Raw genomic sequence first — 20,833 nt, 5'->3', positions numbered from 1 at the left:
GGAGTCATTCCATGTTCTCGCGACGCTGTCTCTTCCTGCTGCTCGTGTGTGCCACGGGCTGTCAGGACCGCATCCAACATGGCCTGGATGAGCGCCAGGCCAACGAACTGCAGCGGGTGCTCGTCGAGCGGGGGCTCGATGCGCGCAAGGTGCCCGAGTCGGGCAAGAAGCCCACGTGGGCCATCGAGGTGACGGGGGAGCAGGGCTCGGACGCGGTGCGCATCCTCGCCGAACTGGGACTGCCGAGGCCGCCGGAGGACGCGGGGTGTGACGTCTTCGGGGGCGGCGGTCTGGTGCGCACGCCGGTGGAGGAGCAGCTGTGCCGGGTGCGGGTGATGGAACAGGGGCTGGAGAAGACGCTGCAGACGGTGGAGGGGGTGATTCTCGCGCGGGTGCATCTGGTGGTTCCTCCCGCGCCGAGGCCCGGGCAGCAGCCGGTGCCCGCGAAGGCCTCGGCCCTGGTGCGCGTGGCCCCCGGCCATGCGGCGCGGCTCGAGGGGGAACGGGAGCGGCTGCGCACGCTGCTCGCCGGAGGTGTGGAAGGACTGAGCGCCGAGGGGGTGTCGCTCATGGTGGACGAGGTGTCCACGCGGGTGGCGGCGCCCGCGCCGGGAGCGTCTCCGCTGACGCGGCTGCGGGTGCTGTTGGCGGTGTTGTCCCTGGTGATCACGGGGCTGTCGCTGGGGTTGTGCTGGATGACGCTGCGCCTGCGGCACCTCCAGGCCCGGGTGGAGGCGAAGCCCGCGGTGCCTCCTGCTCCCTCGCGGCCGGTGGTGGCTCCGGGGGCGGCGCGCAAGGTGGCCTGATCATGTCGGGAGGAGTCATGGTGGCGGCGCGAGGGGGGAACACTCAGGAGTTGGAACGGACCGTGGTGGCGAGGAGCTCGCGGAACTCCGCGCCGGTGCGGGCTCCGTCTCCAGGAGAGGTCGGGCCGGGGACCTCGGCCTTGTTGCCCCTGGAGGGGCTGGCGTTGGTGGCGCTGGTGTGGGGCCGGGACCGGGCGGCGGAGCTGTTCGAGGGCTTGAGGGACTCCGATGCGGTGCGGGCCCGGGGCTACCTGGCGGGGTTCGCCGCGCTCTCGTCCGCGAGGAGACAGGCCCGGGTGGCGGTGGAGTTCGGTGTGCGGCCGGATGCCGCGGCGCGGTTGCGCGGGGTGATGGACGAGGCGCCCGAGGTGTTGCGGCGGGAGATCTTCCGGCGGCTGCCGCCCTACCACCGCAGCCTCTTTCCCTCGCTCCAGCTGGAGCCCTCGGGGCCCGAGGCCACCGAGCGGGTGTGTGCGTTGGCCGAGCGGCTCATCCGCGAAGCCACGCGGTGAGACGGCTCGTCTCGTTTCGAGAGGCTCCCGCCCTCCAAACGGGTGATTTCACGAGCCTGGGTACTGGCACGGGCGCTGAAGGAGACAGGCCCGTTCGCGGCACGGAGTGAACCATGAGAAGCCCCCCTGGAATCCATACCCAATCCACGACCTTGAAGCCGATGGGGCTGCGTCGGCTCGGCACCCGTCGTCTGTCTCGTGCTCACGTGACGCTCCAGGAGCGTCCCCAGGCCGTGCGGTTCGCGCGGCAGGAGATGCGGGGAGTCTGTGAAGCGCTGGGCCGGGAGCTGGGCTGCCCGGTTCAGATGGAGGCACGGGTGCTGGAGGCGGTGGTGATGCCGGCGACGGGGCTGGCGCACACGGCGGCCTTCGCGCTGGTGGACCTGTCGGCGACGGGAGGGACGGCGGTGTTGGAGCTGGAGCCGCCCGTGCTCTTCGCCGTCCTGGAGCGCCTGTCGGGGGGGGCGACGAAGCGGACTCCTCTCATGGGGCTGACGCGCCTGGAGGAAGCTTCCTTCGCCTTCGTGGGCCTGTCGGTGTTGTCCGCGCTGCGGGGCCAGGGGGAGTTGCAGGGGCGCTTCAGTCCGCGTCTCACCGGGGTGACGGTGAATCGCGGGGAGGCGCTGGCGCGCTTGGATGCCCGGCAGCGCCACCTGGGGGTGGAACTGACCGTGACGGTGGGGCAGACGACCGCGGGGGGGCGGTTGGTGGTTCCGGCGAGGAGCCTCGAGTGCGCGCTGAACGACTTGCCGGTGGAGCGTGACGGCTCGATCGCGCCCGAGGTGCTGGCGGCGCGGCTGGTCGCTCATTGCCGGGTGGGGTGTTCCTCCCTGTCGCGCGAGGCGTTGGCCACGTTGGGAGTGGGGGACGTCATCCTGTTCGCGGGGCTGCGCTGGTCGGGCACGAGCCTGCGGGGTCCCGGGCGGCTGCTGTTGCGTGGCTTGGAATGTGGGGGGGACTTCGCCCCCGAGGGTTTCACGTTGAACCGCGTCCACGGACGCGGACTTCTCCAGGAGTCGGACATGGTGACCGCGGTGCATGAGCGGAGCGAGGGCCTTCCCCCGCTGCCGGTGGATGTGGAGATCGAGCTGACGCGGATGACGATGTCGCTCTCGGAGCTCGCGGCCTTGAAGCCGGGGGTGTTGCTGCCGTTGCGCGTCAGCGCCAGTGAGCCCGTGCTGCTGCGCGTGGGGGACCGGGCGGTGGCTCGGGCGGAGCTGGTGGACATCGAGGGCGAGGTTGGCGCCCGCATTCTCTGCCTGCTGCCGTGAGCGCGCCGATGAAGACCTGGTGGACCTGCGTGTCGCCGCGCATTCGGCTGCTCCTGGCGCTCGGGCTCGTGCTGGGCCTGGCGGGAGTGGCGCAGTGGAGAGAGGCGTCCGTGACCTCACTGGCTCGGGCGTTGTTGGGCGGCCTGGCCCTGGCGGTCCTGGGCGGGTGGCTGATGTACCGGGGGCGTGCTGGGGCCGGGTTCCCGCGCACCGAGCCGCTGCGGGTGGTGTCCCGGACGGGCTTGTCGCAGCGCTGTGGGCTGGCGTTGGTGGAGGTGGAGGGGAGCCGCTACTTCGTGGTGTTCGGTGATTCCTTCGCGGAGATCCGCCCGGCGCGTGCACCCGTGCGCGTGAAGTCCCGGTCGCGCCGACGCGCGGTGGCGGGCGCGCCGGTCGAGGAGCCTCTGTCATGAGGAGCGCGTGGCTGGTGGGGGGGCTGCTCATGCCCGGACTTGCCTCGGCGGCGGAGCCCTCCCTGTCGCGGATGTCCTTCGCGGGCACACCGCTGTCGATGATGGGGATGTTGGCGGTGATGTCCCTGCTGCCCTTCGCGGTGTTGATGCTGACGAGTTTCTCGAAGATCGCCGTGGTGTTGTCCCTGGCTCGCTCGGCCATGGGGACGCAGCAAGCTCCGCCGACCCTCGTGCTCACGGGGCTCGCCGCGGTGTTGTCGGGGCACATCATGGCGCCCGTCATGGAGCGCATGTACGACGCGGGGCAGGCCGTCTACGAGGACATGGGCTCTGGCGCGCGGATCCTCGAGGGCGCGGGGACGGTGACCGAGCCGCTGCGTGCCTTCCTGCTCAAGCACGGCAGTCCGGAGGAGCGCGCTCGGCTCGTGGACCTGGCACGTGAGCTGCGCCCGCCCGAGGAGGCGGAGCGGGTCCACGAAGAGAGCCTCTTCGTGGTCATTCCCGCCTTCGTCCTCACCGAACTGAAGGAGGCATTTCAAATCGGCTTCCTCGTCTTCCTTCCGTTCCTGGTGCTGGACATGGTCGTCGCCAACGTCTTGCTCGCCCTGGGAATGCAGTCCCTGTCGCCGAGCCAGGTGAGCCTGCCCTTCAAGATCCTCCTCTTCGTCGCGGTGGATGGCTGGTCGCTGCTCGCGCGCGGCCTCATCCTCGGCTACCGGTGATGTCATGACCCAGGACGTGTTGCTTTCCCTGGGCCGGGAGGCCCTCCTGTTGATGGTGCTCGCGTCGCTGCCACCCATTGGCGCGAGCCTGGTGGTGGGCTTCCTGATGAGCCTCTTCCAGGCCACCACGCAGTTGCAGGAGAGCACGCTCACGGTGGTGCCCAAGCTGTGCGCGGCGGTCCTGGCCCTGGTGGTGGCCGGGCCGTGGATCGCCAGCCAGCTCACGCTCTTCACGCATCAGGTCCTGAGCTTCATCGCGGAGGTGGGCGGATGAGGTGGGAACTGCTTGGGGGATGGTTCGAGTCCTGGGGGCCAGACGTGGTGGCGGTGGCGTTGTGCGCCGCGCGACTGTTGCCGGTGGCCTTCCTCTGTCCTTTGCTGGGAGGACAGGCGGCGCCGACGACGGTGAAGCTCGCGCTGGTCCTGAGCCTCGCCCTCTTCCTGCATCAGGAGGCGGGGGTGTCTCTGTCCACGCCCGTGACGTCACCCGTGCACCTGGCCGCGCTGACGCTGAAGGAGCTCACCTATGGGGTGTCGCTGGGACTGGTCGCGGCGCTGCCCTTCGACGCGGCGCGGATGGGGGGCCGTTTCATCGACCTGTTCCGAGGCACCTCCGCGGAGGCGAGCCTGCCTGTCACGGGGTCTCGCGAATCGGCCACGGGAGACGCGCTCCACCCGCTGCTCGTGGGGATGGTGATCTCGGGAGGGCTCATGCCCGTGGTCCTGTCGGGGCTGGTGCGGGGATTCGGCTGGGTTCCCTTGGGAGCGTATGTGCCTGGGGAGGGGGCGGTGCTGCGTGTCGTGGGGCTCGCGGGAGGAGCCATGGCCACGGGATTGGCGATCGGGGCACCAGTGGCCGCGGCGGTGATGGCGGTGGACTGCCTGGTGGGACTCGTGTCGCGCGCCGCGCCCCAGGTGAATCTCCAGGACATGGGGGCGCCCCTGCGCATCCTCGCGGGAGGCGCCCTGCTGTGGCTGGGCGTGGGGCTGTTCTGTGAGCGGCTGCTCGCGGGCTTCCTCGAAGTGGAGGACGCCTTGTTCCAACTGGCGGAGGTGGCGCGGTGAGCGGGAAGACCGAGCAACCCTCGGCGAAGCGTCTGCGCGAGGCGCGCCGACAGGGGCGGATTCCGCGCAGCCGCCTGCTGTCCTCCAGCGTGGTGACCCTGGGGGGCTTCTGGGCCCTGTGCGTCGTGGCCCCCCCGGGCTTCTCCCGGCTGAAGGCGTGGACGGCCCGGTTGATGCTGCACCAGGAGTCCGCGGGTGCACTCGAGGAGGCGGGACTCCTGCTGTTGCTCCTGGTGGGCCCCCCGCTCGGGAGTGCCTGGCTGGCCTCCCTCGCGGTGTCCGTGGCCACGGTGGGGCTCGAGATGAACGCGGACCACGTGGTGCCGAAATGGGAGCGCGTCAATCCCCTGGCCGGCTTGAAGAAACTCCTCAGCGTGAGGCCGCTCATCGAGCTGGGCAAGGCACTGCTCGTGGCGGTGGGAGTGGGGTGGCTGGTGTGGCGCGAGGCCGTGGAGGCGGGGCCGGACGTGCTGCGCTCCGTCTGGCTGACGGGCACGTTGGGCCTGGAGCACGGCGTGAAGCGGTTGGCTCCTCTCGTGCTGCGGCTCGCCTGGGTGCTCGTGGTCCTGGGCGTGGGGGACTACGTGCTCGCGCGCCGCAGGCACCTGAAGGATTTGATGATGACGCGCGAGGAGGTGAAGCGCGAGCACAAGGAGAGCGAGGGAGATCCCCATCACAAGAGTCAGCGACGGGCGCTCCATCGACAATGGGCGGCGGGGGGGCCCGCGCGAGGGGTGGGCAAGGCGAGTGTCGTGGTCGTCAACCCCACGCACCTCGCGGTCGCGCTTCGCTATGCGCCGGAGGAGTGCGAGGCGCCCTACCTCGTTGGCAAGGGGCGCGAGGCGGACGCGCTCGAGTTGAGGCGTGAGGCCGAGCGGCTCGGCGTTCCCGTGGTGCGGGACGTGCCGCTGGCGCGCAGCCTCGTGCACTACGACGTCGGGGAGGAGATCCCCGAGGAATTGTACCAGGCCGCCGCGGCGGTGCTCCGGGTGGCGGGGGAGCCGTAGGCGTGGAGGACCCTCCACGAAAGGCAGAGGTCATGAACCGATTGATGAAGATTCTCCTGCGGGCACGCAGTTCCTCGGACGTGGTGCTCGCCGTGGCGATGGTCGCGGTGCTGGGCGCGCTCATCATCCCCTTGCCGCCCTGGCTGTTGGACCTGGGGCTGGCCCTCAATCTGGTGGCGGCGGTGTCGCTGCTGGTGGCGGCGCTCCAGGCCCGGGATGCGTTGAAGGTGACGTCCTTTCCGACGCTGCTCCTGTTCACCACGCTCTTCCGGCTCGCGCTCAACGTGTCGTCCACGCGCCTGGCCCTGGCGGACGGCCACGCGGGGGAGATCATCCAGGCGTTCGGCGAGTTCGTCGTCCGGGGCGATTACGTCGTCGGCGCGGTCATCTTCGCCATCCTCACGTTGGTGCAGTTCCTCGTGGTGGCCAAGGGCGCCGAGCGCGTGGCCGAGGTCTCCGCGCGCTTCACCCTGGATGCGATGCCGGGCAAGCAGATGTCCATCGACGCGGACCTGCGCGCGGGTGCCATCGATCAAACGCGGGCCCGTCGCCGGCGGCGCGACCTGGAGCGCGAGTCGCAGATGTTCGGAGCCATGGATGGTGCGATGAAGTTCGTGAAGGGAGACGTCATCGCCGGCCTGGTCATCGTCCTGGTCAACCTCCTGGGGGGCAGCTGCATTGGCGTGCTGCAGAACGGAATGACGGTGGCGGAAGCGGCCTCCACCTATGCGCTCATCGCCATCGGGGACGGGCTGGTGTCACAGATTCCCTCCCTCTGCATCGCGGTGGCGGCGGGGCTCGTCGTCACGCGCGTGGCGTCGGAGAAGGAGGAGGATTCGCTCGGCTCGGACATCGGCGCGCAGATCTTCGGTGAGGCCCGGGCGCTCTGGGTGGTGGTCGCGCTCTGCGGGGCACTCGCCGTGATGCCCGGAATGCCGCATCTGACCTTCCTCTGCCTGGGGGCCGCGCTCGGCGGGCTCGCGTATGTCCTTCCTCGCCTGCGCTCCCTGTCAGGGGAAGAGCCCGGTGCCCCGGGCGAGGCGTCCGCCGGAGACGATGCGAAGGGGGCGCCTGGTGCTCCTCCGCAAAGCGCGGCTGCACCGGTGGGCGTGGCGCCCTTGACGGTGGATCTCGCGCCGGACCTCACCGGGTTGGCGCAGGAGCAGGGGGGCGCGTTCGTGCATCAGGTGCTCAACCGGATCCGGGACGAACTCTTCCTCGAGCTGGGAGTGCGCGTGCCCGGTATGCGGGTGCGCACCGGGGCGGCCTATCTGCCGCCGGGGACGTACCGCATCCTCGTCGACGAGGTGCCCGCGGGGATGGGGCAGGTCGTGCCGGAGATGCTCTACGCGTTGGCTCAACCGGAGGAGCTGACCTTCCTGGAGGTGACGGCCGAGCCGGTGGTGGAGCCGTTCACGGGCAGGCCCATCAGCCGCGTGCCGGCGGACAGCCGCGCGCGTCTGGAGCTGGCGCAGGTTCCGCTGCGAAGCGCGGGAGAGCTCATCGCCGAGCACCTGCGCGGCGTCATCCGCGCGCGCGCGGCAGGCTTCCTGGGGGTGCAGGAGGTGCGCGGCCTGCTGGATGGACTGGAGGCCCAGGCGCCCACCCTGGTGAAGGAAGCGCTCCAGAAGGTGCCCCTGCCGTTGCTCACCGAGGTCCTGCGCAAGCTCGTGGACGAGCAGGTGAGCATCCGCGACCTGCGCGCCATCCTGGAGGCGTTGGTGGCGCCCACCACCGAGGGGGATGCCGCGGCCCTGGCCGAGCGCTGCCGTCAGGCGCTGTCACGCTACTTGAGCCACAAGTTCGCGCCCTCGGGACCGCTCTTCGCCTACCTGGTGGATCCGGAGATCGAGGAGACGCTGCGCTCCGCCGGGGCACGGGGACCGGCGCCCGCTCCCGAGCGGATCGCGGAAATCCTGGAGGGGGTGAAGCGCATCGCCGCGGGCGGGCAGACCGTGTTGCTCACGGCACCGGACGTCCGGCGCACCCTGCGCAAGCTGTGCGAGGGCGCCTTCCCCGATGTCGCGGTCCTCACCTACGGCGAACTGGAGCTGCAACTGCAGGTTCGTCCCCTGGGACGGCTGGCCCCGGTCGCGCCGGGGCCCTGAGGAGGTGGGCTAGTAGCTGCCGCCACTGCCTCGCTTGGGATCGAAGGAGACGTCGGACTGGGGCGTCTGGGGCGGAGGCCGGTTGACCCGGTCGCGCAGCTCCTTGCCCGTGCGGAACAACAGGCCGCGCTTGGGCTTCACGGGGATGATCTGTCCCGTCTTGGGGTTGCGGCCTTGATAGCCCTGGTAGTTCTTCACGTGGAAGGCGCCCAGGCCGCGGATCTCGATGTTCTCGCCGCGGCAGAGGGCGTCCTTCATGGACTCGAAAATCGTCTCGACCGTGGCCTCGGCTTGCTTCTGCGTCATCTGCTTCTTGTTGACGAGGACGTTGATCAGATCGGACTTGAGCATCGCATGCTCCCGCAAACCGCGTAACCCCTCGGAAACAGGGCGCTTGGCCCGTGGTCGAACCCGAGACGATAACAGAACGCCTCCCGCGCGCAAGCCACGAGGCCCGCCAACTGCCTAGAAACGTTACGGATTTCCGCTGCCCGCCTCCTGGGCGGCGGCGGGCGGGGAGGCGGGCGTCAGGTGCAGCTGCGCCAGCCCCGGGCGCACCAGGATGGCCAGGTCCAGCCACCGGGTGCGGCGCAGGACCTCGAGCCCCAGGGAATCCGCCTCGTGGAAGAAGGCCGACAGAGGCTCGAAGCCGGGAGCGGGGGGATGGCTCCAGTCGCCAGGGGCGACGGGACTGTAGACGCCGTGGACCGCGAGGGTCAGGTCGGCCAGGGTCAACTCGCTGGGGTGGCGGGCGGGAAGCAGCCCTCCCCGGCGATGGCGCGCGAGCAGGCCCGCACGCTCCAGGTCCTCGGCCACCTCGTCGACGAGCGACTCGGCGACGCGCAGGCGCAGGGCCAGCTCCCGGGGGAGGGGCGGCGGGGTGCCGTCGAACCAGACGAGGGTGGTCTCCTGGGCGAGCTGGGCGGCCACCAGCTCCCTCGCTCGGGGGTGCGCGCCGAAGGCCCACAACGAGTCACGGAAGGTGGCGTGCTCCACCGCGTAGGACAGCCGGGCGCCTCCGAGGAGGATGAGCCAGTCCACGTACAGCCACGCCAGGAACATGGGCAGCGCGCCCAGGGAGGCGTAGAGCGGGTTGTGGCGGAAGCTGTACGCGGCGATGCCCGTGTACAGGTGCCGCGCCACGCTCCAGGCCACTCCCGCGACGAGCCCCCCCGCGAGCGCCGAGCGCCACCGCACATGGGTGTTGGGCGTCACGACGTAGAGCAGGGTGAGCCCCGCGATCGCGGTGAGGGGGGACAGGGCGCCGAACAGCAGCTCGAAGAGATCCAGGAAGAGCGGGGTGTGGGTGCCCTCCAGCAGCGAGCGCACGCCGCGCGTTCCCGCGAACGAGAGCGCCAGCATCAACGGCCCCAGCAGCAGCAGGCCCGCGTAGATGAGGCCGCGCACGTACCAGGGGCGGTGGTTCTTCACCCCCCAGATTTCGTTCAGCGACACGTCGATGTTGTGCAGCAGCGAGCCCGACGAGAAGAGCAGGCCGAGAAAGCCCGCGCTTCCAATGGCCGTCGTATTGCCCGGCTCGAGAAACCCCTCGAGGAAGGTGGCCGACTCCTCACGCACCCCGGGCGCCAGCACGGCGGAGATGAACTCCCGGAGGCGGTGCTGGAAGGCTTGTTGGTGGTAGGCCCCCAGCAAGGCGAGCACCACCGTCAACAGCGGAACCAGCGAGAAGACACTGATGTAGGTGAGCGCCGCGGCCCGCAGGCGGATGTTTTCCCCCTGGAAACCGCGGGCCAGACTGCGCACCGCGAGCGCGGTGTCCGCGGCGAAGCGGCCCGCCCGGGTTCGCTCCAGGGGCGCCCAGGTGCGCCGGGCCCACTGGAGCGCGCGGGTGCGCAGTCGCTGGAGGAAGAGCGAGGGGAGGGTCCTCATCCGAGCCTCCCAGGCTAATCAATCACGAGCGCAGACGGCCAGGGGGGTCCGCTCGTCCCCCAGGGAAGCGTCCAGGCGGCCACCTTTCAAGGAGACCGGGCTCTGGACGCCCTCCTTCACTGATTGCCGCCGCTGGACTCGCCGCTGCCCGAGGACGCGGGCGGAGTGCCGCCCGAGCCAGGCTGCTGCTCTCCCGCCGGGGCCGTCTGGGCCCGGGCCTCGCGGCCTTCACGTCCCTCGCGGCCTTCACGTCCTTCACGAGGCTCGGACCGGCGCTGCTCTCCGCGATTGCGGTCCCGATCCCGGCCTCCGCTGCCGCCGCGGTCTCCCCGGTCGCGCTCACCCCGGCCGCCGCTGTTGCGTTCACGGTCCCGGTCGCCCCGGCCGCCGCCGCCGCCGCTGCGGTCTCCCCGGTCGCGCTCACCCCGGCCGCCACCGCTGCGGTCGCGATCCCGGTCGCGCTCACCCCGCTCGCCCCGCTCACCCCGGCCCGGGCTGCCCTCCGAGCGGAAACCGCGCTCGCCGCCGCCGCTCTCCGGGCGGCGCTGCATCGACAGTTCGCCGTCTCCCGAGCCCGGTGAGGAGGCCACCTTGTGGTCTCCACCCTGGGCGCTGCGGCCGTACACGTCGTACTGCTCGCGGTGGTAGTTCTGCTGCGCCTTCACCTGGATGGACTTGTTGTAGCGGTCCATCAGGTGGCGCAGTTCCTGCCGCTCCTCGCCCTGGAGCAGCCGCGCCACCTCGGCGTTGCAGTTGATGACCAGCGTGGGGTCCTTGTAGCCGGGCGCCTCGCGGCGGATCTCCCCGAAGATTTCGTAGGCCACCGTGGTGGCCGTCTTCACGAAGCCCTTGCCGTCGCAGTACGGGCAGTCCTCGTGGAGGACGCGGCCGATGGACTCGCGCACGCGCTTGCGCGTCATCTCCACCAGGCCCAGCTCGGAGATGCGCAGCACGTTCGTCTTGGCCTTGTCCCGGCCCAGCGCCTCCTGCAGGGACTTGAAGACCTTGTCGCGGTTCTGCGGCTTCTCCATGTCGATGAAGTCGCAGATGATGATGCCGCCGATGTTGCGCAGCCGCAGCTGGTAGACGATCTCCTTGGCCGCCTCGACGTTGATCTTGGTGATCGTCTCCTCGAGGCTCTTCTTGCCGACGTAGCGGCCCGAGTTGACGTCGATGGCGGTGAGCGCCTCGGCCTGATCGATGATGAGGTAGCCGCCGCTCTTGAGCCACACCTTGCGCTGGGTGGCGCGCTGCAGCTCGTGTTCAATCCCGTAGGCGTCGAAGATGGGCTCGTCCGACTCGTGCAGCACCACCCGGTCCTTGAGCGCCGGGTCCTGCGCGTTCACGAAGCCGAGGATGCGCTCGTACTCCTCGCGGTCGTCCACGACGAGCTTCTCCACGTCGTGGGCGAACAGGTCGCGCGTGGCGCGCAGGATGAGGTCCAGGTCGGGGTGCAACAGGCCCGAGCCGCCGCGCTTCTCGTTGCGGCGCACCACCTGGTTCCACACCTCGATGAGGAAGCGGATGTCGCTCTCGAGCTTCTCCTGGGGCACGTTCTCGGCCACCGTGCGCACGATGAAGCCCGTGCCGGGCGGACGGAAGCGGTCCACCATCTCCCGCAGGCGCTTGCGCTCCTTCTCGTTGGAGATGCGGCGGCTGATGCCCACGTGGTCCACCGTGGGCATGAACACCAGGTGGCGGCCCGGAATGGAGATGTGCGAGGTGAGGCGCGCGCCCTTGGTCCCGATGGGATCCTTGGAGATCTGCACCACGACCTCCTGGCCCACCTTCAGCAGCTCCTCGATCTTCGCCGTCTTGCGCGGCTTGTTCTTCTCCTCCTCGCGCTTGCGCTGCGGCTGCTCGTCGCGCGCCTTGCGGGGCTTGTCCTTCTCCCGCTCCTTGTCGCGCTCGCGGTCCTTCTGGTCGCGGCGGCCCTCACGCGCCTCGCGGGCGGCCTCGCGGTTCTCCCGGGGCGCGCGGCGCTCGCCAGCGGCCGTCTCCGGACGCGGGGCGGCGGCGGGGGTGCCTTCCCCGGCGCTCGGGGAGGCGCTCGTCGCGGTGACGGCGGACTCGGTGGGGGTGCTCTCGGGAGCGGACGGGGCCACGGCCGCGTCCGGAGCCGTCTCGGCCACGGGCGGAGCCGCCTCGGCCACGGCCGGGGAGGCCTCGGTCACGGGCGTGAGCGCCTCGGGCGCCACGAGGGGCTCGGGCACGGCCTGTGCCTCGATGGGCGCGGACACCACCGAGTCAGTCTCCGTCACCGGGGCGGGAGTGGCCTCCGCGGTGGGGGCGGGAGCGGCCTCGACGGCGGCGGGCTCGGGGCTGGCGAGCTGTGCCTGGGGAGCGGGGGTCGCCTCGGTGGGCGCCGCCGCCGCGTCGAGCGCGGGCGCGACGTCCGCGGCCGCGGGCTCTTGCACCTCGGCTTCCGGCTCGGGGGGCTCGTGGTGGGCCGCCTCGGCGGCCATGGCCTCGGACTCCTCGGGCACGTCGAGGGCGTCTTCGTGCTCGCCCTCGGTCAGCTCGAACTGGGCCCGGGCGAAGTCCGGGTCGTAGACGACGTCGCTGACGTAGAGGAAGGCGGCCTTCTCCAGGCCGATGTCGACGAAAGCCGCCTGCATGCCGGGGAGTACCCGGACCACGCGGCCCTTGTAGATGTTGCCGACGACTCCCTTGTCCTTCTTACGCTCGAGGTAGAACTCCGCGATGTGCCCGTTCTCGACGAGGGCGACCCGGGTCTCCCGGCCCGCGGCGTTGATGACGAGGATGCTGCTCATGGACGAATCCTGGGCGCGCGCGGGGAGGCGTGAGCTCCGGCGGACGGGAGGCGACGGCGTCTCCAGCTTCCGAGCGCGCTGCGAGGGGAGAGGCGGTCCCCGCACCTCCGCGCGTGCGGACGAGGGCCGACCCGTGTGTCCGGGGGCCCGGGTGCCGCGCGCGAGGGGGGGGTGAGGGGACCACGGCCTGCTCCTCCGAGTTCAAGGTCGCCCCGCGATTGTCCGGCACCGTGCCGGGCGGGGACTGGCTGCTAATCGAGCGTTCGAGACAGCCCTGGCGCCCGGGCCGCCCGGCTTCGTCCTTACTCACCCGGTCGGAGCCCATGCGTGGGCGCCTTGGGGGTGGCAGAAGCGCGGAAGACCAGCGCGCCCGGTTCCGCCGGGAACGCACCCGTCTCAAAATCCACTGGCGACTGAACTCCCCACCCCTGGTGGGGAGGTCCGAGGCCTGAAAACAACGAAAGGTTTTCACGCCTGATACGACCTGTAAAGGCGCGACATGGAAAATGTCCGCCGTCTGGCAGCCTGGAGGGGGGCTCAGGCCTGGGCGGTGGGGGCCCGCTTGCGGTAGTCGGGCTTGTCCAGGCGGCCCCGGGGGCGGCGTACCAGGCGCAGGCCCGTCCAGGTCGTGTCGATGAGGCACAGCTTGTTGTCCACCATGCCGATGTCCAGCGCCGCCTGGCGGATGAAGTCCTCGCTCAGGGCCGTCTTGATGCCCTCGCCGCTGGGCCAGCACACCCAGATGCCGCCCTGGAGCGTCATGGCGCGCGAGAGCGCGGGCAGGCGCTGGACGAGCTCGTGCGTGTCCTGGGTGAAGAAGAGGATGATGTCCAGGCCCGTCTGGGCGGTGATGAGGAACTCCACGCCGTCGGGCAGGGGGTTGAGCTTCTGGACGAAGCCGCGCGGGGGGTTGATGACCGAGACCTTGCTGCCGGACTTGATGCCCAGCATGGAGGTCAGGGAGGCTGGCGCGTAGGGATTCATGAGCTGCGCTCCACGATGAAGGTGATGAACTCCCCGAGCGCCTCGGCATCGGCGCGCTCCACTTCCGTCACGCGCGCCTGGGGAGGGCCGCGGTGGCTCCAGCTGACGAAGGCATCCAGGGCGTGGGGCGGGCCCTCGGCCACCGCCTCCACCGTCCCGTCGGGCAGGTTGCGCACCCAGCCCTTGAGGCCCAGCCGCAGGGCCTCGGCGCGGGCGCTCTCCCGGTAGGAAACACCCTGCACCCGGCCCCGGATCCGCAGGCTCACTCGACGACTGTCCATGCTGCCCACGCCTCCTAGCCTCGTGCGTCCGTCTGGAGCAATTGGAGGAAGGCCTGCTCGTCCACGATTCTTACCCCGAGCTCCTGGGCCTTCTTCAGCTTGCTGCCCGCATCCTCGCCCGCCACCACCAGGTCCGTCTTGCGAGAGACACTTCCCGACACCTTGCCACCCCGGCGCTCGATTTCCTCCTTGGCTTGCTCCCGGCTCATTCCACTCATACCCCCAGTGAGAACCACCGTCTTTCCAGCGAACACGCCCGTCTTGACGACGACGGGCGGGGCAGGGGTGACGCCCGCGGCGAGCAGGGCGTTGATGGCCTCGCGGTTGAGCGGCTCATGGAAGAAGGTATGGATGACCTCGGCCATGGTGGGACCCACGTCCTTGACGCGGGTGATGTCCTCGAGGCTCGCCGTGTAGAGGCCGCGCACGTCGGGGTAGGCCTCGGCGAGCACGCGCGCGGTGGACTCGCCCACGTGCCGGATGCCCAGCGCGTAGAGGAAGCGAGGCTGGGTGGTCTGCTTGGAGCGCTCGATGCTGGCGAGCAGGTTGTCCGCGCTCTTGTCCCCCATGCGCTCGAGCGTGAGGAGCTTCTCTCGCGTGAGGTGGTAGAGGTCCGCGAAGCTCTTCACCAGCCCCGTCTCCACGAGCTGCGCGGCGAGCTTCTCGCCCAGGCCGTCCACGTCCATGGCGGTGCGCGAGGCGAAGTGGCGGACCTTCTCCACGAGCTGCGCGGGGCAGGTGGCGCCCGTGCAGCGGATGATGGCGCCTTCCTCGTCCTTGACGGCCGCCGCGTGGCACACCGGGCACTCGGTGGGGAAGACGAAGGGCTCGGTGCCCTCGGGCCGCTTGCCCTCCACCACCTTGACGATCTCCGGGATGACGTCGCCCGCGCGGCGGATGAAGACGGTGTCGCCCTTGCGCACGTCCTTGCGCCGCAGCTCGTCCTCGTTGTGCAGGGTGGCGCGGCTCACCGTGACGCCGCCCACCTTCACCGGCTTCAAGTGCGCCACCGGCGTGAGCGCGCCCGTGCGCCCCACGTACACCTGGATGTCCTCGACGAGCGTCGACTCCTCCTCGGGCGGGAACTTGTAGGCCACGGCCCAGCGCGGACTCTTGGACACCTGGCCCAGGCGCTGGCGCAGGTCCTCGTCGTCCACCTTCACCACCATGCCGTCCACCTCGAAGGGCAGCGCATGGCGGCCCTCCAGGCTCGCGCGGTACTGCTCGCGCACTCCCTCCACGCTCGGCACGCTCACCGCCCGGTTCACCGGCAGCCCCAGCGAGCGCAGGTAGCCGAGCTTCTCGGTGTGCGAGCGGAAGGCGGGCACGCCCTCGCCCGGCACGCACTCGTACAGGAAGAGCGACAGCGGCCGCGACGCGGTGATGCGGGGATCCAACTGGCGCAGGCTGCCGGCGGCGGCGTTGCGCGGGTTGGCGAAGAGCGGCTCGCCCTCCTCCTCGCGCTTGTCGTTGAGCCGCTTGAAGTCCTTCTTGGAGATGAAGACCTCGCCGCGCACCTCGATCATCCCGGGCGCCTTCACCCCGTCCTGGGGCAGGAGCTCCGTGGGCAGGCCGCGCAGGGTGCGCAGGTTCGCGCTCACGTCCTCTCCCTCGGTCCCGTCTCCCCGCGTGGCGCCGCGCACGAAGCGGCCCTGCTCGTAGGTCAGGGTGATGGCGAGCCCATCCAGCTTGGGCTCGCAGACATAGGCGACCTGGGCGAGTCCCGTCTGGCGGCGGATGCGCTCGTCGAAGTCGCTCAGCCCCTCGTCGTCGAAGACGTTGGCCAGCGACAACATGGCCACGCGGTGGCGCACCTTCTCGAACTTCTCCGCCGGAGCGCCGCCCACCCGGCGGGTGGGTGAGTCGGGCGTGACGAGGTCCGGATGGCGAGACTCCAGCTCCTGCAGCTCGCGCATGAGCCGGTCGTATTCCGCGTCGCTCACCTCCGGCGAGTCGAGCACGTAGTAGCGGTGGTTGTGGTAGGCGAGATCTTTTCGGAGCTGCCCGATGCGGGCGGCGTCAGCGGTTTTCGAGGCGGTCACGGCGGAGGGGCTCGGCGGCTGGACTGGAATATTCGGGGGCTCTGTTGCCTGGTGGCTCGGGTTGCGAGGATGCCTTGACAGCTCTGGAGGTGGTCAATAACCTCGTGTCGAGCGCATGAGGGTTGTTGTCCCACCTTCAGGCGCCACCTCTTCCCAGCACAAGGTTCTCCCACCCGCGTGGTCCCGGCAAGAAGGGATCCCGGTGTCGCCCTGAGGGCGTCTCGCGTCCCCCCCGGACATCTTCCACGACATTCCCGTGCGCGACTCCCCCCCGCGCCGCAAGTCCAGCCCCCCGCACCATGGCCAAAGCCCGTTCACCCAAAGAGAAGCTCCTCGCCCCCCAGGTCGTCGACATCGAGGAGGAAAAGCCCAAGCGCCGCTCGACCCGGGCCAAGACGGTGGAGCGCGACGAGTCCGAGAAGCCCACGCGCCGCCGGACGTCGGCCCGCCGGGACGAGGAGCCCGCGGCCGAGGAGGCCCCGGTGGTCGCCACGCCCCGCCCGGTCCTCACGCCCATCCCCTCCCACCCCGTCCGGGACGAGGAGTACCAGGAGGTGCGCGCGGCGGCCGATCACGAGGAGGAGGCCTCCCAGCAGGCCCCGGCTCCCGAGTTCGTCGAGGTGTCTCCGGGCGCGGAAGCTGGCCCCTCGGACGCTCCGGTCATGCAGGTCCTCAGTCTCAATGATCTCAAGCGCATGAAGATCACGGACCTGGCGAAGATGGCCCATGACTTCGGCATCGAGGGCTACCAGGGCCTGAAGAAGCAGGATCTCATCTTCGCGCTGCTCTCGGGCATCGCGGACAAGAAGTTCGAGGTGCACGCCGAAGGCGTGCTGGAGCTGCTCAGCGACGGCTTCGGCTTCCTGCGCAGCGCGGACAGCGACTACCAGGCGAGCCCCGACGACATCTACGTGTCCCCTTCGCAGGTGCGCCGCTTCAACCTGCGGCCGGGCGACACGGTGACGGGCCCCATCCGCCAGCCGCGAGAGGGCGAGCGCTTCTTCGCCCTGCAGAAGGTGGACAAGGTCAACTTCGCCGACCCGCTGTCCGAGGTGACGCGCGACCGCATCCTCTTCGACAACCTCACGCCGCTCTACCCCACGCGCAAGCTGAAGCTGGAGCACGACGGGGCGGAGATGACCACGCGCATCATCGACTTGTTCTGCCCCATCGGGCTCGGCCAGCGCTGCCTCATCGTGGCGCCGCCCAAGGCGGGCAAGACGGTGCTCTTGCAGAACATCGCGCACGCCATCTCCAAGAACCACCCGGACGTCTACCTCATCGTGCTGCTGGTGGACGAGCGCCCCGAGGAAGTGACGGACATGGCGCGCAACGTGCGCGGCGAGGTGGTCAGCTCCACCTTCGACGAGCCCGCCACGCGCCACGTGCAGGTGGCGGAGATGGTCATCGACAAGGCCAAGCGCCTGGTCGAGCAGAAGTACGACGTGTGCATCCTCCTGGACTCCATCACCCGTCTGGCGCGCGCCTACAACACGGTGGTGCCGGCCTCGGGTAAAATTCTCTCGGGCGGCGTGGACGCCAACGCCCTGCACAAGCCCAAGCGCTTCTTCGGCGCCGCACGCAACATCGAGGAGGGCGGCAGCCTCACCATCATCGGCACCGCGCTCATCGACACCGGCAGCCGCATGGACGAGGTCATCTTCGAGGAGTTCAAGGGCACGGGTAACTCCGAAATCGTCCTGGACCGCAAGCTGATGGAGAAGCGCATCTTCCCCACGCTCGACATCAACAAGTCCGGCACGCGCAAGGAGGAGCTGCTGCTCACCCAGGCGGACCTCGTGCGCATCACCGCCCTGCGCCAGGTGCTCCACCCGTTCACGCCCATCGACGCGATGGAGTTCGTGCTCAAACACATGCGCCCGACGGCCGCGAACGCCGAGTTCCTCGGCTCGATGAACCGTTAATACTCTCCCTTCGTTCTCACGAAGGGAGCCGTCGCATGCGCAGCACCCGTTTCGCCTTTCCGTCCGCCCTCGTCGTCCTGGGGGCGGTGCTCTCGCTGGCCACCGGATGCGAACCGATCGACCTGGACGACTTCGGGGGCACTCCCGCCCCGTTGTCCAACCGCACCTGCTACCAGGACTCGGATTGCATGGGGAACGCCTGCTGCGGGCTGGGCACCAACCCCACGCACGTGCAGGACGGGCCCAACTGCAGCGGGGTGAAGTGTGACGGCACCTGTCCCGCCGACCACCTCGACTGTGGCCGCTGCTTCGTCTTCTGCCGCGAGTCGCGCTGCGAGGCCGCCTGCAGCGGCTGAGGCCCCCGCCCGCGCCTACTTCACCTCCAGCGAGGCCTCCGCCACGTGGGGCTGCGCCTTGAGGCGCGCGTAGTCGAAGCAGGCCACGATGATGGAGGCCACGGGCACCGCGAAGAGCGCGCCGACCAGGCCGAACGTCGTCTCCCCGGCGATGAGGCTGAAGGCCACGATGACCGGGTGGATGCGCGCGGCCTGGCCCATGATCTTCGGGTTGAGGAAGTACGCCTCCAGCGCGTGGATGCCGATGATCCACAGCAGGATGGCCACTCCCTTCTGGAAGCCGTCCGCCAGCGCGATGAGCACGATGGGCACCGAGCTGAGGATGGTGCCGAAGATGGGGATGAGGCTGAACACGGTGGCCACCGTGGCCAGGAGGAAGGCGAACTTCACCCCGAAGAGTACCAGCCCCAGGAAGGTGAGCGTGCCGTTGACGACGCAGATGGTCACCTGGCCGCGCACGACGCCGGACAGCGAGCGATCAATCCGCTCGAGCAGGCGCTGCGAGTCGGTGCCGTACTCGGCCGGCAACAGGCTGGTGAAGTAGCCCACGACGGCGTGCGCGTCGATGGAGAAGAACGCGGCCACCATCAGGATGAAGAACGTCATGAACACGCCGGCCACCACCGAGGTGATGATGTGGCGCGACACGGTGACGATGTCCCCCAGGTGCTGGCGCATCAGCCCCGTGAGCTGCGCGGCCACGTCCTGGAGGATCTTCTCCAGGTCCACCGTCACGCCGCCGCCGGACACGCCGTTGCGCATCTCCTCGGGCGTGGCGAGCGCCACGGGGATGCCCTTGGCGCGCAGCCAGTCCTCGACGCGGTCGGCGAGCACGTGGATGCGCTCGGGCGTGAGCGAGTTGAGGAAGGTGACGCCATCGCGGCTGATGCGCGCCAGCTCCTGGTAGAGCTGCGGCACCATGGCGATGAAGAAGAGGTAGAGCACGAGGAAGAAGCCCGAGTAGATGAGCAGGATGCCCACCCAGCGCGGAATGGCGTGCCCGCGCACCTGCACGCGCGTGAGGCGTGTGACGAGCGGGTGCACCAGGTAGGCGATCAACGCGGCGCCCGCGAAGGGCAGCAGCACCGAGCGGAAGAAGAACAGGATGGTGGCGATGACCAGCCACAAACCCGCGAGGATGTAGAAGCGCTTGCGGCGCTGCGCGAGGAGATCGAGCTCGTGATGCTGCATGGCGCGGCTTATGGCAGAGGGCTGACTGGGTCTCAAGCGGAGGGGATTATGACGCGCCTTCTGTGGGCTTCCAGTCGCTCCAGGCAGCGCAGCATCAGCCGGCGGTTCACCCGGCCCTCGGTAGCTTCGCCCAGCCCCAGCATCTGGTCCACCACCCAGCGGTTGAGCAGCAAGAGGGGCAGACGGTCCGTCGGGGCCAACCCCCGCTCCAGGTAGCGCTTGTTGCGCATGTAGTCGTCGTAGGCGTCCAGCTCGCGCTCCAGCTCCCAGCGCGACAGCCGGAGCGCCTCCTCGTAGACGGCCTCGGCGGGGCGGGGCGTCGGCTCGGTGTACAGGGGGGCGAACTGCCCTCCCGTGTCCAGGTCTATCTCCTGGACCGGTGGCGGCCACTGCCGCAGATCCTTGGCCAGCAGCTTGGCCACCTCCTCCAGGAGGTGGTCCATCATGGGAACCGGCTTGGTTTCGAAGAGATAGTCCCAGCGCGACGCCATGGGTCCTCCCTACTCCAGTGGGATGCTCAGGTGAACCGCTCCAGGAAGTTGCGCAGGATGGCGTGTCCGGCGGGCGCCGGGGTGATGCCCGCCAGGAGCCGGGGCACGCGCTCCGCCGGTGGCTGCCCCCGGGCGGCGGCCTCGGCCTCCAGCTTCTCCTGCCGGGCGAGGATGAGGGCCCGCATGGCGGCCGGATGCACCTCGGGGTGGAATTGGACCCCCCGGATGAGCGGACCGAAGGCGAGCGCCTGGACCGCCGTGTTCTCGTTGCCCGCGAGCACCGTGGCCCCCTCGGGCGGGTGCTCGACGATGTCCTCGTGGGTGGCCTGGACGACGAAGGTCTCGGGCAATTCGTGGAAGAGCGGATCCTTGCGCCCCTCGGGGCTCAGGCGCACCTCCACGGTGCCAATCTCCCGCCCCTGGGTGTTGCGCACCACCCGCGCCCCGTGGGCATGGGCGAGGAGTTGGTGCCCAAAGCATACCCCGAGCACGGGGACGCCCCGGGCGGCGGCGCCCCGCATGAAGTCCGCGGCGCGCTCCATCCAGGGTTCCAGTTGGGTCACGGACTTGGGGGAGCCGGTCATCATCACCGCGTCATAGCCGGCGGCGCTCGGGGGCAGCTCGGCGCCCTGGTGCGCGTGCAGGATGTCGAAGCGGCATCCATCTGGTCCGAGCGACTCGACGAACCACTGGTCGTAGTCACCCACGCTGAGCTGGACGGGCCGGGCCGCATCACCGGCTTTCAACAGGAGAACGTTCTTCATGGCCTCGGTTTCGAGCTGGGTTGCCGGGAGGGGGGGCCCCCCCTAGCTTCCGCTGCTGGTTGTGTTGACGCCCGTTCACTTGCGACGCGCGTCCAGGGTGGTGAGGAGTCCACTGGATGTCCAACGCGCATACGCTTTCACCTCGCCGGGCCGCGCTCAAGGTGTGCATCGCGCGGCGGGGTGTGGACCCCGCGAAGAGGCTATCCTCCGCGGACGCGAGCCGTTGAAGAC

At 69.9% G+C, this 20,833-nt stretch carries 20 protein-coding genes; 11 read left to right on the top strand and 9 right to left on the bottom strand.

All coding sequences use genetic code 11. The features are described 5' to 3' along the window. Positions 1 to 11: 11 nt before the first annotated feature. From D187_RS11425 to D187_RS11385, 9 genes are all read left to right on the top strand, one after another. Positions 12 to 806 carry a hypothetical protein gene (locus D187_RS11425; RefSeq protein WP_002626886.1) on the top strand — a complete coding sequence of 265 codons (795 nt, stop codon included), beginning with the start codon at positions 12 to 14 and terminating at the stop codon, positions 804 to 806. A gap of 140 nt (positions 807 to 946) precedes the next feature. Further along, entirely contained in the window at positions 947 to 1,318 is a 372-nt protein-coding gene (locus D187_RS11420) for a hypothetical protein (RefSeq protein ID WP_245591680.1), read from the top strand. A gap of 113 nt (positions 1,319 to 1,431) precedes the next feature. Continuing rightward, the gene (locus D187_RS11415) at positions 1,432 to 2,589 is read left to right on the top strand and encodes a FliM/FliN family flagellar motor switch protein (protein ID WP_155893308.1); all 1,158 of its coding nucleotides are present in this window, start codon (positions 1,432 to 1,434) and stop codon (positions 2,587 to 2,589) included. Between the two features lie 8 nt (positions 2,590 to 2,597). Beyond that, a complete protein-coding gene (locus D187_RS11410) occupies positions 2,598 to 3,002 on the top strand; it encodes a flagellar biosynthetic protein FliO (RefSeq protein ID WP_002626889.1) in 405 nt (134 codons plus the stop codon). Next, on the top strand, positions 2,999 to 3,724 hold the full coding sequence (sctR, locus tag D187_RS11405) for a type III secretion system export apparatus subunit SctR (protein ID WP_002626890.1): 726 nt from the start codon (positions 2,999 to 3,001) through the stop codon (positions 3,722 to 3,724). The genes D187_RS11410 and sctR overlap by 4 nt, the downstream gene beginning before the upstream one ends. A 4-nt stretch (positions 3,725 to 3,728) precedes the next feature. Further along, the gene (locus tag D187_RS11400) at positions 3,729 to 3,998 is read left to right on the top strand and encodes a flagellar biosynthetic protein FliQ (protein ID WP_002626891.1); all 270 of its coding nucleotides are present in this window, start codon (positions 3,729 to 3,731) and stop codon (positions 3,996 to 3,998) included. After that, the gene (locus D187_RS11395; protein ID WP_002626892.1) at positions 3,995 to 4,789 is read left to right on the top strand and encodes an EscT/YscT/HrcT family type III secretion system export apparatus protein; all 795 of its coding nucleotides are present in this window, start codon (positions 3,995 to 3,997) and stop codon (positions 4,787 to 4,789) included. Before D187_RS11400 ends, D187_RS11395 begins: the two co-directional genes overlap by 4 nt. Then, positions 4,786 to 5,796, top strand: a complete 1,011-nt coding sequence (locus tag D187_RS11390) for an EscU/YscU/HrcU family type III secretion system export apparatus switch protein (protein WP_002626893.1) — start codon at positions 4,786 to 4,788, stop codon at positions 5,794 to 5,796. Before D187_RS11395 ends, D187_RS11390 begins: the two co-directional genes overlap by 4 nt. Before the next feature lie 32 nt (positions 5,797 to 5,828). After that, a complete protein-coding gene (locus D187_RS11385; protein WP_043429312.1) occupies positions 5,829 to 7,904 on the top strand; it encodes a flagellar biosynthesis protein FlhA in 2,076 nt (691 codons plus the stop codon). Between the two features lie 9 nt (positions 7,905 to 7,913). On the opposite strand, the gene D187_RS11380 is transcribed toward D187_RS11385, so the two are convergent. The 6 genes from D187_RS11380 to ligA form a co-directional block, all read right to left on the bottom strand. Further along, positions 7,914 to 8,255 (bottom strand): HU family DNA-binding protein, encoded by a 342-nt coding sequence (locus tag D187_RS11380; RefSeq protein ID WP_002626895.1) that lies wholly within the window; start codon positions 8,253 to 8,255, stop codon positions 7,914 to 7,916. 123 nt (positions 8,256 to 8,378) lie between these two features. Continuing rightward, a complete protein-coding gene (locus D187_RS11375; protein ID WP_002626896.1) occupies positions 8,379 to 9,794 on the bottom strand; it encodes a YihY/virulence factor BrkB family protein in 1,416 nt (471 codons plus the stop codon). Between the two features lie 116 nt (positions 9,795 to 9,910). After that, the gene (locus D187_RS11370; protein WP_002626897.1) at positions 9,911 to 12,568 is read right to left on the bottom strand and encodes an Rne/Rng family ribonuclease; all 2,658 of its coding nucleotides are present in this window, start codon (positions 12,566 to 12,568) and stop codon (positions 9,911 to 9,913) included. Between the two features lie 537 nt (positions 12,569 to 13,105). Continuing rightward, on the bottom strand, positions 13,106 to 13,552 hold the full coding sequence (locus D187_RS11365; protein WP_002626898.1) for a DUF3052 family protein: 447 nt from the start codon (positions 13,550 to 13,552) through the stop codon (positions 13,106 to 13,108). After that, on the bottom strand, positions 13,549 to 13,833 hold the full coding sequence (locus tag D187_RS11360) for an acylphosphatase (RefSeq protein ID WP_002626899.1): 285 nt from the start codon (positions 13,831 to 13,833) through the stop codon (positions 13,549 to 13,551). The genes D187_RS11365 and D187_RS11360 overlap by 4 nt, the downstream gene beginning before the upstream one ends. Before the next feature lie 14 nt (positions 13,834 to 13,847). Continuing rightward, a complete protein-coding gene (gene ligA, locus D187_RS11355) occupies positions 13,848 to 15,875 on the bottom strand; it encodes an NAD-dependent DNA ligase LigA (RefSeq protein WP_002626900.1) in 2,028 nt (675 codons plus the stop codon). 299 nt (positions 15,876 to 16,174) lie between these two features. Here ligA and rho point away from each other — a divergent pair, with 299 nt between their 5' ends. Together rho and D187_RS11345 are read left to right on the top strand one after the other, a co-directional pair. Further along, positions 16,175 to 17,800 (top strand): transcription termination factor Rho, encoded by a 1,626-nt coding sequence (rho, locus tag D187_RS11350; RefSeq protein WP_002626901.1) that lies wholly within the window; start codon positions 16,175 to 16,177, stop codon positions 17,798 to 17,800. 35 nt (positions 17,801 to 17,835) lie between these two features. Next, positions 17,836 to 18,156 carry a hypothetical protein gene (locus D187_RS11345; RefSeq protein ID WP_002626902.1) on the top strand — a complete coding sequence of 107 codons (321 nt, stop codon included), beginning with the start codon at positions 17,836 to 17,838 and terminating at the stop codon, positions 18,154 to 18,156. Positions 18,157 to 18,171: 15 nt separating this feature from the next. Here the strand turns inward: D187_RS11345 and D187_RS11340 are convergent, their stop codons facing one another. From D187_RS11340 to D187_RS11330, 3 genes are read right to left on the bottom strand one after another with little or no spacing between them, the layout of a single operon-like run. Then, a complete protein-coding gene (locus D187_RS11340; protein ID WP_002626903.1) occupies positions 18,172 to 19,347 on the bottom strand; it encodes an AI-2E family transporter in 1,176 nt (391 codons plus the stop codon). Between the two features lie 32 nt (positions 19,348 to 19,379). Next, entirely contained in the window at positions 19,380 to 19,838 is a 459-nt protein-coding gene (locus D187_RS11335; RefSeq protein WP_002626904.1) for a hypothetical protein, read from the bottom strand. A 26-nt stretch (positions 19,839 to 19,864) separates the two neighbouring features. Beyond that, on the bottom strand, positions 19,865 to 20,602 hold the full coding sequence (locus D187_RS11330) for a glutamine amidotransferase (RefSeq protein ID WP_002626905.1): 738 nt from the start codon (positions 20,600 to 20,602) through the stop codon (positions 19,865 to 19,867). Positions 20,603 to 20,833 lie beyond the last annotated feature (231 nt).

It is taken from the genome of Cystobacter fuscus DSM 2262 (assembly GCF_000335475.2).
In the GTDB taxonomy this organism is placed as follows: domain Bacteria; phylum Myxococcota; class Myxococcia; order Myxococcales; family Myxococcaceae; genus Cystobacter; species Cystobacter fuscus.
This window is presented reverse-complemented; position numbering and strand designations above follow the sequence as displayed.